This window comes from Pseudomonas sp. UM16 (genome assembly GCF_050312595.1).
Lineage (GTDB): Bacteria > Pseudomonadota > Gammaproteobacteria > Pseudomonadales > Pseudomonadaceae > Aquipseudomonas.
In genome coordinates this window covers 107,268-120,877 of record NZ_JBNPJT010000005.1, presented here as the reverse complement: position 1 = coordinate 120,877, position 13,610 = coordinate 107,268, and the positions used below count along the sequence as shown (strand labels likewise).

The following is a 13,610-nucleotide window of genomic DNA, read 5'->3' as shown; positions in this document are numbered from 1 at the left end:
CAGCCTCCCTGATCGTTTCTGGATAAAGCATGAGAATTTTGATCATTGGCCCCAGCTGGGTGGGCGACATGGTAATGGCGCAAACCTTGTTCCATTGCCTGAAGCAGCAACATCCGGCGTGTGTGATCGACGTGCTGGCCCCCGAGTGGAGCCGGCCGATCCTCGAACGCATGCCTGAAGTTCGCCAGGCCTTGAGCTTTCCGCTCGGCCACGGCGCGCTGGAACTGGCGACCCGTCGGCGTATCGGCAAGTCCCTGGCCGGTCAGTATGACCAGGCCATCTTGCTGCCCAACTCGCTGAAGTCGGCGTTGGTGCCGTTTTTTGCCGGTATCCCCAAGCGTACTGGCTGGCGTGGCGAGCTGCGTTTCGGCCTGCTCAACGATGTACGCAAACTGGATAAGGCGCGTTACCCGCTGATGATCGAGCGCTTCATGGCCCTCGCCTACCCGGTGGGTGCCGAGCTGCCTAAGCCGTATCCGCGCCCGAGCCTGCAGATCGAAGCCGCCAGCCGTGAGGCAGCACTGGCCAAGTTTGGCCTGAGCCTGGACCGTCCGGTGTTGGCGTTGTGTCCTGGCGCCGAATTCGGTGAGGCCAAGCGCTGGCCTTCGGAGCATTACGCCAAAGTGGCCGAGACCAAGATCCGTGAGGGTTGGCAGGTCTGGCTGTTCGGCTCGAAGAACGATCATGCGGTGGGCGAGTCGATTCGTGATCGGCTGATCCCTGGCCTGCGCGAAGAGGCGACTAACCTCAGCGGTGAAACATCGCTGGCTGAGGCCATCGATTTGCTCTCCTGCAGTGACGCGGTGGTGTCCAACGATTCGGGGCTGATGCATGTGGCTGCCGCGCTCAACCGTCCACTGGTTGCTGTGTATGGCTCGACTTCGCCGGGCTTCACCCCGCCGCTGGCCGATCAGGTTGAAGTGGTGCGCCTGGGCTTGGAATGCAGTCCGTGTTTCGACCGCACCTGCCGCTTTGGCCACTACAACTGCCTGCGCCAGCTTGAGCCCGAGGCCGTGGAGGCTGCGTTGCAGCGCCTCAATGGCCCGACGCTGATCGATGTCATGGCTGAGGTCGACTAAGTGCGGGTATTGCTGATCAAAACCTCTTCGCTGGGGGATGTGATTCACGCGCTGCCGGCGCTGACCGATGCCGCCCGGGCGATTCCCGGGATTCGCTTCGATTGGGTGGTCGAGGAAGGCTTTGCCGAAATCCCCAGCTGGCATCCGGCCGTGGACAAGGTGATCCCGGTCGCCATCCGGCGCTGGCGCAAGAACCTCTGGCAGACCTTCAAGAACGGTGAGTGGCGCCAGTTCAAGCAGCGTCTGCGGGAAAGCAAATATGACCTGGTGATCGACGCCCAGGGCTTGGTCAAATCGGCTTGGCTGACCCGTTACGTCAAGGCGCCGGTGGCCGGACTCGACCGCTATTCGGCGCGTGAAGGGCTGTCCAGCCGCTTCTATGACCGACGTTTTTCGGTGCAGCGTGGGCAGCACGCTGTAGAGCGCGTGCGCCAACTGTTTGCCCTGGCCTTGGGCTATGACCTGCCCGCCGGCCTGGGTGACTACGGCCTGGACCTCAATCGCCTGCAGTTGCCACCCGCAGCGCCTTTCGTGGTGTTCTTGCATGGCACCACCTGGGCGACCAAGCATTGGCCTGAAGCCTATTGGCGTCAGCTGGCCGAACGCTTGGGTCAGCAAGGTCTTGAGGTGCGCCTGCCGTGGGGCAACCCGGCCGAGCAGGCCCGCGCCGAGCGAATCGCCAAAGGCTTGAGCAACTGCCAGGTACTACCCAAATTGAACCTGGCAGGCGTTGCTCGCGTACTGGCGGCCGCAAAAGCTTGTGTCGCAGTGGATACTGGCCTCGGCCACCTGGCGGCGGCACTGGATGTGCCGACCCTGTCGCTGTTCGGCCCGACTAATCCAGGGTTGACCGGTGCCTACGGCAAATCGCAGGTACACCTGGCCAGCGACTTTGCCTGCGCGCCTTGCCTGCAGAAAAAATGTACGTATAAACCGAGCGCTGACGATCAGCGCCGGTTCGATCTCAAACGCGAGTGGCCGCTGTGCTTCACTCGCCTGAATCCCGAGCGTGTGGCGAGCCAATTGCGCGCGTTGCTGCTGGCTGAGGATGTTCGTTAATGCAACTGGCTTTTGTGCTGTACAAATACTTCCCCTTCGGCGGCCTGCAGCGTGACTTCATGCGCATCGCGTTGGAGTGCCAGCGTCGTGGCCACCAGATCCGTGTTTACACGTTGATCTGGGAAGGTGATGTACCCGAGGGCTTCGAAGTGCTGGTGGCGCCGGTCAAGGCGCTGTTCAACCATCGGCGCAACGAGAAACTCAGTGCCTGGATGGAGGCAGACCTGGCCAAGCGCCCAGTCGACCGATTGATCGGTTTCAACAAGATGCCGGGGCTCGATGTTTACTACGCCGCCGACGGCTGTTTCGAAGACAAAGCGCAGAACCTGCGTAATTCGCTGTACCGACGTTGGGGCCGCTACCGGCACTTTGCCGAGTACGAGCGGGCGGTGTTTGCCAAGGACGCCAAAACCGAAGTCCTGATGATTTCGGAAGTCCAGCAACCCTTGTTCATCAAACACTACGGCACGCCGCTCGAGCGTTTCCATTTGCTGCCGCCGGGTATCTCCCAGGACCGCCGGGCGCCAGCCAATGCTGCCGAGATCCGCGCTGAATTTCGCCGCGAGTTCGACCTCAAGGACGATCAGTTGCTGATGGTGCAGATCGGTTCCGGGTTCAAGACCAAGGGCGTCGACCGCAGCCTCAAGGCCCTGGCGGCCTTGCCATCGGCACTGCGCAAGCGTACCCGGCTGATGGTCATCGGCCAGGACGATCCAAAGGTGTTCCAGTTGCAAAGCGCGACCCTCGGCTTGAGCGATCAGGTGCAGTTCCTCAAGGGTCGTAGTGATATTCCGCGCTTTCTGCTCGGTGCTGACCTGCTGATCCACCCGGCCTACAACGAAAACACCGGCACGGTATTGCTCGAAGCACTGGTTGCTGGCTTGCCAGTGTTGGTTTCGGCAGTGTGCGGCTACGCCCATTACATTGCCGAAGCCGACAGTGGCCTGGTGCTCGATGAGCCGTTCGAGCAGGGGCAGCTGAATCAGTACCTGCAACGTATGCTCGAAGACGACGCCGCACGCGGCACCTGGGCGCGCAATGGCCTGGCCTTTGCCGATACTGCCGACCTCTACAGCATGCCCGAGCATGCCGCCGATGTGATTCTGGCCCCGGAGCGTAAATGAAACTGATACTGGCCGAGCCGTTCAAACGCCTGTGGGCTGGGCGCGATGCATTCGATGCCGTGGAGGGCCTGCAGGGCCAGGTGTACCGCGAGCTCGAAGGCCGTCGCACGCTGCGCACCGAAGTCGAGGGGCGTGGCTATTTCGTCAAGATTCACCGCGGCATCGGCTGGGGTGAGATCTTCAAGAACCTGTTCACTGCCAAGCTGCCGGTGTTGGGCGCTGGCCAGGAATGGAAGGCGATTGCGCGTCTGCATGAAGTTGGCGTACCGACCATGACTGCGGTGGCCTATGGCGAGCGCGGCAGCAATCCGGCCTCGCAGCATTCGTTCATTGTTACTGAAGAACTGGCGCCAACCATCAGCCTCGAAGACTTCAGTATCGACTGGGTCAGGCAACCACCGCCAATGCGCCTGAAGCGTGCACTGATTGCTGAAGTGGCGCGCATGACCGGGATGATGCATCGCGCCGGGGTGAATCACCGCGACTGCTACATCTGCCACTTTTTGCTGCACACCGACCGTGAAGTGACGGCCGATGACTTCAAACTGTCGGTCATTGACCTGCACCGTGCGCAGACCCGGGCGACCATTTCCCGGCGTTGGCGTAACAAGGACCTGGCCGCGCTGTACTTCTCCGCGTTGGACATTGGCCTGACCCAGCGTGACAAATTGCGCTTCCTGCGCGGTTACTTCCAGCAACCGCTGCGCCAGATCCTGGCTGAAGAAGCTGCGTTGCTGCGCTGGCTGGAAGGCAAGGCACAGAAGCTCTACGAGCGTAAACAACGATACGGGGACGCGCTCTGATGGCGGGATGGACACTGGCGTCTGACTACCAGGCACTGGCGCCGGATTTTGGCAGCATCGATGCAGTTTTCGCCCTCAAAGGCGAGCGCCTGACTCACGACCCGCTCAGTGAAGTCATTCGCGTCCAGCGCGACGGGGTCAACTATTACGTCAAACGTTACACAGGTGCCGGTAAAGGCTTGCGCCGCTATTTGGGGCGCCCGCGGATCAAGGCCGAGTGGCAGAACCTCAAGCAATTCGCCAAGTGGGATATCCCCACTGCCGAAGTTGTCGCCTGGGGGTTGGAGCGTAACGGTCTGGCCTTTGGTCGTGGGGCGATGATCACCCGTGAGCTGCCACGCACCGAAGACCTGTCGTTGCTGGCCGAGCGCAAGGATGTACGCCTGGCCGATCGTGGCTGGGTCGATCATATCAGCCGACAATTGGCTCGCCACACGCGGATCATGCATGATCACCACTTCACCCATAACGACCTGAAGTGGCGCAACCTGTTGGTCGACGACCAGGCCCGGCTATTCTTCATCGATTGCCCGACGGGTGACTTCTGGTGGGGCTTCATGTTGCGCTACCGGATTACCAAGGACCTGGCATGCCTGGACAAAGTGGCCAAGTATCACCTCTCGGCCACTCAGCGTTTGCGCTTTTACCTGCAGTATCGCGGGCGCGAGCGCCTGAATGCCGCGGACAAGCGCCGCATCCGGCATGTCGTGACGTTTTTTGAGGGACGTGAATGACTGATTTCCTCGCCAGTGCTGAATTGGCACTGCTTGAGCGCCATGGTCTGAACGGTTTCGACCAACTCTGGGCGCTGCAGCTTGATGCGGTGGATGAGCCCAATACCGGCCGCGGTGGCTGGAGCAGCGTTTACCGTTTGGAGCTGGAGGGCAAAGGCTACTACCTCAAGCGCCAGAGCGACTACCTGACCCGCACCTTGCACCGGCCCTTTGGTGAACCCACCTTTGCCCGTGAATTTCGTAACATCAGCCGTTACCAGAAGCTGGGGATTCCGGCGCTGCAGGCAGTTTTTTACGCCGAGCGCAAGATTGATGGTGAGCGTCGGGCGATCCTGTTGACTCGCGCCCTGGACGACTGGAGCGATTTGGACAGTCTGCTCGGACTATGGCCGACGCTGAGTATTGGTCAGCGCCAGGGCATTCTTCGTGCCTGTGGCCTGCTGGCGCGGACGCTGCATGCTGCCGGTCAAGTACATGGCTGTTTCTACCCCAAGCACATTTTTCTGCGTGAACGCGGTGATGGTTGGCTGGCGCAACTGATCGACCTGGAGAAAACCCGACCCCTGCTGCTGGGTATGCGTGATCGACTCAAGGACCTTGAGCCGTTGTTGCGTCGTGCCCCGGTGTGGAGCGAAGCTGAAGTACGCGTGATGCTGTCCGCTTATCTGGAACAGCCCGCCGATAGCCCGCTGGTCGATACCTGGCTACAGCGCCTGACGCGCCGCCGCCGCGAAAAAGAGGCTCGCTGATGCGTTTGTCCGAACTCAAAGATGCCGGGCGACACCCGGATCTGCCCCTGACCATCCGCCTGGCCGACGCCGCTGGCGATGCCGATCTGCAGCTGCTCAGCTTGCTACGGGTGCTGCCTGGCCAGCGTTATGTGGGGGCTGGGATCTGGCGTGGTACGCCGGTGCTGGCAAAACTGCTGGTGGGCAGCAGTGCTTCCCGGCATTTCCAGCGTGAGCTCGAAGGGGCGCGCCTGCTTGCTGCGCAAAGGTTGACCACGCCACTGTTGCTCGCCGACGGCTTGCGCGAAGGCGAGGGTGGCTGGTTGTTGTTCGAGTTCCTTGAAGGCGCTCAAAGCCTGGCCGATGCCTGGGCAGCGGTCGAAGCGTTGCCACCGCTGGCCGATGAACAGCAGTTGGTGCTTGGCGAGGCACTGGCCGCCGTTGGCCAGATGCATGCCAAGGGCTTGTGGCAGGAAGATTTGCACCTGGACAACCTGTTGCGTCACAACGGCCAGCTGTATTTGATCGACGGTGCCGGGATCAAGGCTGAAACACTGGGCCAGCCATTGTCGCGCCCACAAGTGTTGCAGAACCTTGGCGTCCTTTTCGCGCAACTGCCCAAGCGCCTGGAACCATTCATTGAAGAGCTGCTGGTGCATTACCTGCTGGCCAACGGCGAGCATGCCCTGCCACTGGAAGCGTTGCAGAAGCAGATCGACAAGGTGCGCAGCTGGCGCCTGAAGGATTACCTGGAGAAGGCCGGGCGTGAGTGCACGCTGTTCAGCGTTGAGCGCGGGGCCTCTGGCTTGCGCTCGATTCGCCGCACCGAAGCTCCAGCCTTGCTGCCAGTTCTGGAGCAGGCCGACACGCTGATCGACCAGGGGCATTTGTACAAGACCGGCGGTGCTGCCAGTGTTGCGCGAATTGAAGTGAACGGCCGGCCACTGGTGCTCAAACGCTACAACATCAAGAACACCGCGCACTGGTTCAAGCGCTTCTGGCGCCCGAGCCGGGCCTGGCATTCGTGGATTGAAGGGCACCGCCTGGAGTTTCTCGGGATTGCCACACCGCGCCCCTTAGCGGTACTTGAGCATCGGGTCATGGGCCTGCGCAGTCGTGCCTATCTGGTCACCGAATACGCTGACGGACCGGACCTGATCGAATGCTTCGCTCCATTCATTGATAGCGGCGAAGTGCCCGAGGCGCAGCTTCAGGCCTTGCAGGCACTGCTCAAGCAATTGATTCATGAGCGTATCAGCCATGGTGATATGAAGGGCCACAACCTGTTCTGGCAGGACGGTCAGTGGTCGCTGATCGATCTTGATGCCATGTGCCAGCATGCTACCCAACTCAGCTTTGCTCCAGCCTTTGCCCGCGACCGCGCACGACTGTTGCGTAACTGGCCGAGCAGCAGTGCTCTTCATCAGCGCCTGGATCAGTTGCTGCCACGTATATCTGAGTAGCTTGCAGGCAGCGCCAGCCAGTCGCTGCTGCGACCGGCCTGGCGCACCCTGATGCGCCATTGGTCTTCATGCCAGCGAAGTACCGCCCAGGCCACGACCAAGGCGCGCTGAGCTTGCGGGATGATCAGATGGTAGTGATTGTCGAGCAGGTGTCGGCGCAGGGGGAGTTGTTTCCCGGCAGTCAGGAAGTACAACTGACCGTCGTCTTCATATACACCGTGGCCACCATCGATGGGCTGCCCCGCCAGCAGGTCTGGCGAGCGACAGTCATCGAGCAGCCGTTGCAGATCGGGCAAGCCTTCGTACCAAAGCACGGGTGAATCGATAACCCATTCGCCATCTTTGCGGCGTTTGAGCGGGAGTTGAAGGTAAGCGTCCGGTTGGTCGGGATCGATCACGCGCCAACGCTGGCCATCGAAGCTGACTTTGTAATAGCGTCCATGGTTATCCTGTACGAAGTACTGTGATAACCCTTCGAACGCAGACGCCTTTTCGTATACCCCTTCGCCGTAGATGCCATCGATTCGGTAGCGCAGGGTGCTGGTCTCGGGGTTGACCTGATAGCGACTGGGCATCGGCAATGGTGGCCGCTTGGGCATGCCGCGCAGGGCCCGACGCATGAAGCCTGAACCGACGTAGCTGGTTGCCGCATCATTGGCGTGGCTGAGGGCGTTGTAGGCGTGTCTTAGAACGCCCTCCCGGTCTTCGCGGTTGTAGGCATCGAGGCCATCCCAGACATCAATGGCCAAGCGGCCAATGGACAACGGCACCATGGCGCGATTGGGCAGCACCAGGCTGATCAGGTCGATGATCAGCCAAGCGGTGTCCATGACCGATTGGACGTTGACCTCGGCGGTTGTTCGACTGCTTGCATTGGCTATTGCCAACAAGCTGCGCGCTTCCGCCATGTAATAAGCGAAGAACAGTTCTCCGGTGATGGCGGGTTTGCTGAAGTGAGGCCCCAGTCGCCCCTTGGTCAGTAGTTGCTCGATAGCGGCTGAATCGAGCAGGGGGAGGCGTTGGCTAACGTACTGGCGCAGGCTCGGGCTGCTGCGTAGAGCACGCAGCAGCTCACGGACGCTGCCGAATTCGCGCCAGGATCGTCTATCGGGTGCATCAGGGGTGTAAAGAATAAAGGAGGGGATACTCAGCTCCTGAGCGCTGATCAGGAGTACGCCCTGCAGAGTATGGCCTTTGATCAGCAATTGCCGAACCTGAATCATATGGCCTGCCACTGTTGGGCGGTAATCATTATCGGGGTAGTCCAGCACCGTACTTACCCAGCGGTAACCGCGCTCTAGCCGGTGCTCGGTGAAATGACCTGCATATCGGGCTTTGGCTGCTTCGGCACGCATCCGTGCACGGTTGATACCGGCGTGCGCCTGCAATCGCCATCGACCTGCACGTGACTCGATTAACTGGGTGTAAAGGAACTCAGCGTAACTGCCACCGACATTCAGATCGCGGATAAGCGTTTTCACATAGTCAGGTGAGAGCTCGGCGGGAATAACTTCTCCTTGCGCATGAGTAATTCTCGCTGTCAGCCAGTAGTCGAGGTCGAACCAGGGCAGGTTGTGTAAGGCCAGTATGTCCAGCGGGAAGCTCTGGGTGACCTTCTGCACCAACTCGTCGCCAACGCGTACTGTACCGTGCCAAGTGACGTAACTTGATGGGTTCAGCGGGTTCAGGTGGGGCCCGGTCTGCAGCCCATGGGTGATGTTGACCCTGACCTGTTCAGGGACAAGCATTACGTTCAGATCGTGTTGGATACGTGCTTGCAGACGTTCGCGCGTCCATGCCAGTAAGTTGTGTCGCTGCTGGAACTGGGTGAGGTTGAGGATGCCGGGGGCGGTCGCTCTCTGCGTGGCCAGTACCAGTTCTTGCATGCTTTGCATGATGTGGCTGAGCCCTTGGCTGGTCGTGTTGCGCAGCCATGAAGGCAAGTGTTTCTCCAGAAGCAACGAATAGCGCGTCTTCAGCGCCGCCTGAGTGCCAATATCTTCCTTCAGGCTTATTGCTTTGTTGAGCCGCTCCATGAGCTGCCCTTGTTGGCCTGCAAGCCAAGCGCCGTTCAGGCGCTGTCGCTGGGCGTCGAGGAGGCGCTCGATCTGTACTTCGAGCAAATCGTAGGCATACCAGTCATAGCGCAGGCGTTCGGCGTGACGTCCGCGTTCAGCGTCCTCCCTGTTGCTTAACAGGTGGAGCAGGGGTGTGCTTTGCAGCGGATCGTCCAGGCGTTCGCACAGTTCTGAGTGCAACTCAGCGAGTGAGGCATAAGCTTCGATGCCATGAGACAAACTGTAGAGCAGTGCCCGCCCACGTGAGTCGCCTGGCTTGAGCAGCGTCCCTTCTGGGGCGTTTGTAGTGATGACCAGTGCGCCATGCAAGTAACTGCGCCAGTTCGGTCGGCTGCACTCCAAAAGCGGTCGATAGACCTGTGGCCGTTGATGCTGTGGCAGATGCCGACGTTGCCAGGACCGTGGCAGTTCCAGGCAGGTACGAATCTGCCTGGCGTGCTCGACATCAAGGGTTTGGTCGGCAAGACGCAGATCGATTTCAGCGCGCAGATGTTCACGGTGCAGTGTCAGTAATTGCTGCTTGCGCGTTGTACCTTCAGGGCCGGGGTCCGACCAGAAACCTGCCAATGCGCCATGAAGTCGCTGGCGTGCTTCATGGCTGCTGTCCACGGACTGCTGCGCCCGGGGGAGCTCTTTAAGCAGTTCAGTTATCTGCTGATCCAGGGCTTCGATGCGTTCAAGGGGGGACATGGTCCAGCTCCTGTTGAAAAAGGAGCTGGCCATGCTAGGGTCGGACTGGGGGGTGTAGTCGGTACACTGTTATGTCACTTTGGCTCTGGGCTTAAACAATCCACGCAAGCCCAGCACGGCGGGAATACCCAGACCCAGCCAGGCCAGAGTATCCCACCAGCCATCGCCAAGCAGGGCGGCGAACAGCCCAGCTGCCCCCAGCAGGCTGATCAGCAGTGGCCAGGCAAAGAGCTTGCGGGTGGATTGTGAGCGGTGACTCATGCTGGCACCTCTTGTACCCGCGTGCGTCGCTGTTTGCCCCACCACAGGTACAGGCCGCTGCCCAGTACAATAATGGTCAGCACATCGAGCACCGCCCAGAGGATCTGCATCGGTCGGCCACCGTAGTCACCGAAGTGCAGCGGCTGCGACAACCCCATCGCATCCATGTACCAGGGGCGTTCGCCGATAGCGGTTACCGCCAGTGTCGTCGCGTCGATCAGGACCGGTGTCAGCAAGTGCGCGGTCAGATGCGTGCCACCTTTCATGAACACTGCGTAATGGTGCTCACTGGAAAAGCGTGTGCCGGGGAAGGCGATGAAGTCTGGCACCATGGCGGGTGCTGCTTCGGCTGCAATATCCAGCACCCGGCTGACGGGTGCGAGTTCAGTCAATGGCGGAGCATCGCGGTAGGGTGCGACCATGGCGCTCAAGCTGTCGTTGCGCCAGGCGGCGATGACCAGGTCCGAGAGGGCGCTGATTACCCCGGTCACGCCAACTACCAGGGCCCAGGTCAAGGTGACGATCCCGATCAGGTTGTGCAGGTCGAGCCAGCGCAAACGCCGTGATTTTTCATGGCGCACCGTAGCGAACTTCAGGCGGCGCATGAACGGTGCATACAGCACCACGCCGGAAATGATCGCCACGACAAACAGCACGCCCATGAAGGCCAGTAGCAGCTTACCGGGCAAGCCGGCAAACATATCCACATGCAGGCGCAGCATGGTCATCATGAAGCCACCGTTGGCTGAGGGCATTTCCACCGCTTCGCCGGTTCGGCCATCGAGCATGAAGGTGTGCGATGAGTTGGGTTCGGTACCGGCGGTGGCAGCCATGATTGCTACCACGCCATTACTGTCTTCCTCATCCCAGCCGAAATACTGCATGACCTCACCGGGGCGGTGCGCCTGGGCTTTGAGAACCAGCTGCTGCAAATCCAGTTTCGGTGTGTCGGCCGGCATCTCTTTGAGTTCCGGTGCATCGCCGAGCAAGTGGTCGATCTCGTGATGAAAGATCAGCGGCAAGCCGGTCACCGCCAGCATCAGCAGGAACAGGGTCGAGATCAGGCTGGTCCAAGTGTGGACGAAGGACCAGCGGCGTATGGTCTGGCTTTTCATTAGTTGCCTTAGAACTTGTAGTTCACGCTGGCAACCACGTTGCGCTCGTCACCGTAGTAGCACCAGTAACCGTCGCAGTTGGCCAGGTACTCTTTGTCGAACAGGTTTTTGGCTTCGACTGCTACTGTCAGGCCCTTGAGGGTGTTGATCTTACGACCCAGATCGTAATGCACCGAAGCATCGTAGACGGTGTACGAGCCAACATGGCCAAGATCGGTGTTGGTCGTGTTGCCATAGGTGTCGCCGACATAGCGCACGCCACCGCCGATGCCGAAGCCGTCCAGCATCCCGAGATTCCAGGTGTAGTCCGCCCACAGGGTGGCCTGGTTGCGCGGGATAAGGGCCATGCGATTGCCTTCTTCGTTGGCTGCACCCTTGAGGATTTCAGTGTCGGTGTAAGTGTACGAACCAATCAGCTTGAGGTTATCGGTCACCTGAGTGGTGGCTTCCAGCTCGAGGCCACGTACCTGCAGCTCACCGACCTGACGGGTAAGGTTGCCTTCGGTAACTTTCACGTTCTCCTGACGCAGATCGTAGACCGCGGCGGTGTACAGGTTTTTGCTGTCCACCGGTTGGTACTTCACACCGACTTCATACTGGCGCCCTTCGGTCGGCTTGAACGACTGCGTGGCGTTGACCGCAGCACCAGTGGTCGGTTGGAACGACTCGGTGTAGGAGAAATAGGGAGTTATGCCATTGTCGAACACATAGCTGAGGCCGACGTTGCCGGTGAAGGCCTTGTCGCGCTCGGTGCTGGTGGCGTCGCCCTGGTTTTCAAAGGTAGTGCCGGTGTGCACCCAGTCTTCACGACCACCGAGGGTCAGGCGCCAGTTGTCCAAGGCGATCTGGTCCTGCATATAGAAGCCGGTCTGGTAGGTCTTCTGCGCATAGTCGTACATGGTGAAGTACTGGACCTTGGAGAAGTCCTGGCCGTAGGGCGGCTTGATCACGTTGCCGGGCGGTACGCTGTCGGGCAGGCCGTACAGCCATTGGTAGTTGGTGTTCGAGCGCTGGTGGTCGAGGCCGATTAGCAGCGTGTGGCTCAACTCACCGGTCTGGAAGTCGGCCTGGAAGTTGTTGTCCACGGCGAACTGACTGATGTCTTCGTCGACGATGCCGGTTTCACGCGGAACCGTACCGTCAGGCTCAATGGTGCCGTTGTTCATGGTCGCAACGTTGACACCCTGAAACGACAGATCGCTCTTGGTGTAACGAAGGTTCTGACGGAACTGCCAGACATCGTTGATTCGGTGCTCGAAGGCATAGCCCAGCGCGTAGTAGGTGCGGTCGTAGAACTCCCAGTCGGGATCACCCAGGTTCTTATGGTGGGAAATATCGCCGGCCGGTGAGTCCAGCTTGGTGCCTTGCAGCGGCAGGAACTGCCCGGAGATACCGGTATCGTCGCGGGTGTACTGGGTAATGAAGGTCAGCTTGGTGTCTTCATCCATGTTCCAGGTCAGGCTTGGCGCAATGTTGTAGCGCTTGTCCGGAACATGATCAGTCGGCGAACTGCTGTCACGGACTACGCCGCTGACGCGATAGAGAAACTGGCCCTCTTCATCAATCTTGCCAGTGCTGTCGAAGTTGATCTGGCGGTGATTGTTGCTGCCGAGTTGGGTTTCGATCTCGTGAGCGCTTTGCTCCTGTGGGCGACGGCTGACCATGTCGAGCATGCCGCCTGGCGGCGTTTGACCGTAGACCGACGAAGCCGGGCCGCGCAGCACGGCAATACGCTCTAGGTTCCATGGCTCGACTTTCGGGTTGGCGAACGAGCCCTTGGGCAGTGGCAGGCCATCGAGGAACTGGGTCGGGTCGAAGCCGCGCACTCGCAGCCAGTCGGCGCGGGGGTCGGAGGCGTAGCCGCTGCTTTGTACGCCAGCGGTGTAGCGCAGGGCGTCGTTGAGGTTGAGAACCTGGCGGTCATCCAGTTGCTCGCGGGTGATGACGGTCATCGAGCGCGGAATTTCGACAATTGGCGTATCGGTCTTGGTGCCGGCAGCAGTACGAGTTGCGGTGAAACCAGTGGCCGGACCCCAGGCGCTTTCAAAGTCGCCGGTTGCGTTGATGGCTGTTTCTGGCAACGCCAGGGTACCTTCCGGGGTGCCCACCAAGGTAAAGGTGCCCGCGCTGCTCTGCTGCAGTTGCAGGCCAGTACCACGCAAGGCCGCCTGCAAGGCGCCGACGCCACTGTATTGGCCGCTGACCGGCGCCGAGGTACGACCGCTGGCCAGGCTCGGATCGAGGGTCAGGGCAATGCCGGCTTGGCTTGCAATCTGGTTCAGGGTGCTCGACAGCGGCGCTGCTGGCAGGTTGTAGCTGCGCATGGCGGACTGTTCAGCCGCGATCAGCGGGCTGCTCGCCAGCGGTGCGGACAGGGCAATGGCCATGGCCAGCAAACTGGGACGCAGGAAGGTTTTAAACGCACGGGTCATGCAGCGGCTCCTCGACGGATAAGTGCTAACTAGCTTCCTTGCCG

Annotated in this window: 11 protein-coding genes; 7 read left to right on the top strand and 4 right to left on the bottom strand. The window is 60.3% G+C overall.

Annotation, left to right across the window (positions count from 1 at the left end; genetic code table 11):
• Window positions 1–29 precede the first annotated feature (29 nt).
• From waaF to ACQRAX_RS07440, 7 genes are read left to right on the top strand one after another with little or no spacing between them, the layout of a single operon-like run.
• Entirely contained in the window at window positions 30–1,079 is a 1,050-nt protein-coding gene (waaF, locus tag ACQRAX_RS07470; RefSeq protein ID WP_412038999.1) for a lipopolysaccharide heptosyltransferase II, read from the top strand.
• Entirely contained in the window at window positions 1,080–2,138 is a 1,059-nt protein-coding gene (gene waaC / locus ACQRAX_RS07465; RefSeq protein ID WP_412039000.1) for a lipopolysaccharide heptosyltransferase I, read from the top strand. It begins immediately after the preceding gene.
• The gene (locus ACQRAX_RS07460) at window positions 2,138–3,262 is read left to right on the top strand and encodes a glycosyltransferase family 4 protein (protein ID WP_412039001.1); all 1,125 of its coding nucleotides are present in this window, start codon (window positions 2,138–2,140) and stop codon (window positions 3,260–3,262) included. Before waaC ends, ACQRAX_RS07460 begins: the two co-directional genes overlap by 1 nt.
• On the top strand, window positions 3,259–4,065 hold the full coding sequence (rfaP, locus tag ACQRAX_RS07455) for a lipopolysaccharide core heptose(I) kinase RfaP (protein WP_412039002.1): 807 nt from the start codon (window positions 3,259–3,261) through the stop codon (window positions 4,063–4,065). Before ACQRAX_RS07460 ends, rfaP begins: the two co-directional genes overlap by 4 nt.
• On the top strand, window positions 4,065–4,799 hold the full coding sequence (locus ACQRAX_RS07450; protein ID WP_412039003.1) for a lipopolysaccharide kinase InaA family protein: 735 nt from the start codon (window positions 4,065–4,067) through the stop codon (window positions 4,797–4,799). The genes rfaP and ACQRAX_RS07450 overlap by 1 nt, the downstream gene beginning before the upstream one ends.
• Entirely contained in the window at window positions 4,796–5,548 is a 753-nt protein-coding gene (locus ACQRAX_RS07445) for a lipopolysaccharide kinase InaA family protein (RefSeq protein WP_412039004.1), read from the top strand. Before ACQRAX_RS07450 ends, ACQRAX_RS07445 begins: the two co-directional genes overlap by 4 nt.
• A complete protein-coding gene (locus tag ACQRAX_RS07440; protein WP_412039005.1) occupies window positions 5,548–6,990 on the top strand; it encodes a lipopolysaccharide kinase InaA family protein in 1,443 nt (480 codons plus the stop codon). Before ACQRAX_RS07445 ends, ACQRAX_RS07440 begins: the two co-directional genes overlap by 1 nt.
• Here the strand turns inward: ACQRAX_RS07440 and ACQRAX_RS07435 are convergent.
• The 4 genes from ACQRAX_RS07435 to ACQRAX_RS07420 form a co-directional block, all read right to left on the bottom strand.
• Window positions 6,963–9,758, bottom strand: coding sequence for a dermonecrotic toxin domain-containing protein (locus tag ACQRAX_RS07435; protein WP_412039006.1), 2,796 nt, complete (start codon window positions 9,756–9,758; stop codon window positions 6,963–6,965). The two genes, ACQRAX_RS07440 and ACQRAX_RS07435, sit on opposite strands and share 28 nt — an antisense overlap.
• Before the next feature lie 69 nt (window positions 9,759–9,827).
• Entirely contained in the window at window positions 9,828–10,019 is a 192-nt protein-coding gene (locus tag ACQRAX_RS07430) for a hypothetical protein (RefSeq protein WP_412039007.1), read from the bottom strand.
• Entirely contained in the window at window positions 10,016–11,134 is a 1,119-nt protein-coding gene (locus ACQRAX_RS07425) for a PepSY-associated TM helix domain-containing protein (protein ID WP_412039008.1), read from the bottom strand. Before ACQRAX_RS07425 ends, ACQRAX_RS07430 begins: the two co-directional genes overlap by 4 nt.
• 8 nt (window positions 11,135–11,142) lie before the next feature.
• Window positions 11,143–13,566: a TonB-dependent siderophore receptor gene (locus ACQRAX_RS07420; protein WP_412039009.1), complete on the bottom strand. Its 2,424-nt coding sequence runs from the start codon at window positions 13,564–13,566 to the stop codon at window positions 11,143–11,145.
• Window positions 13,567–13,610 lie beyond the last annotated feature (44 nt).

Excerpts from the sequence above, each read along its gene's own strand:
- waaF (WP_412038999.1), top strand. The coding sequence starts at position 30 with ATGAGAATTTTGATCATTGGCCCCAGCTGGGTGGGCGACATGGTAATG.
- ACQRAX_RS07450 (WP_412039003.1), top strand. The coding sequence starts at position 4,065 with ATGGCGGGATGGACACTGGCGTCTGACTACCAGGCACTGGCGCCGGAT.
- ACQRAX_RS07445 (WP_412039004.1), top strand. The coding sequence starts at position 4,796 with ATGACTGATTTCCTCGCCAGTGCTGAATTGGCACTGCTTGAGCGCCAT.
- ACQRAX_RS07430 (WP_412039007.1), bottom strand. The coding sequence starts at position 10,019 with ATGAGTCACCGCTCACAATCCACCCGCAAGCTCTTTGCCTGGCCACTG.
- ACQRAX_RS07460 (WP_412039001.1), top strand. The coding sequence starts at position 2,138 with ATGCAACTGGCTTTTGTGCTGTACAAATACTTCCCCTTCGGCGGCCTG.
- ACQRAX_RS07440 (WP_412039005.1), top strand. The coding sequence starts at position 5,548 with ATGCGTTTGTCCGAACTCAAAGATGCCGGGCGACACCCGGATCTGCCC.
- rfaP (WP_412039002.1), top strand. The coding sequence starts at position 3,259 with ATGAAACTGATACTGGCCGAGCCGTTCAAACGCCTGTGGGCTGGGCGC.
- ACQRAX_RS07435 (WP_412039006.1), bottom strand. The coding sequence starts at position 9,758 with ATGTCCCCCCTTGAACGCATCGAAGCCCTGGATCAGCAGATAACTGAA.
- ACQRAX_RS07420 (WP_412039009.1), bottom strand. The coding sequence starts at position 13,566 with ATGACCCGTGCGTTTAAAACCTTCCTGCGTCCCAGTTTGCTGGCCATG.
- ACQRAX_RS07425 (WP_412039008.1), bottom strand. The coding sequence starts at position 11,134 with ATGAAAAGCCAGACCATACGCCGCTGGTCCTTCGTCCACACTTGGACC.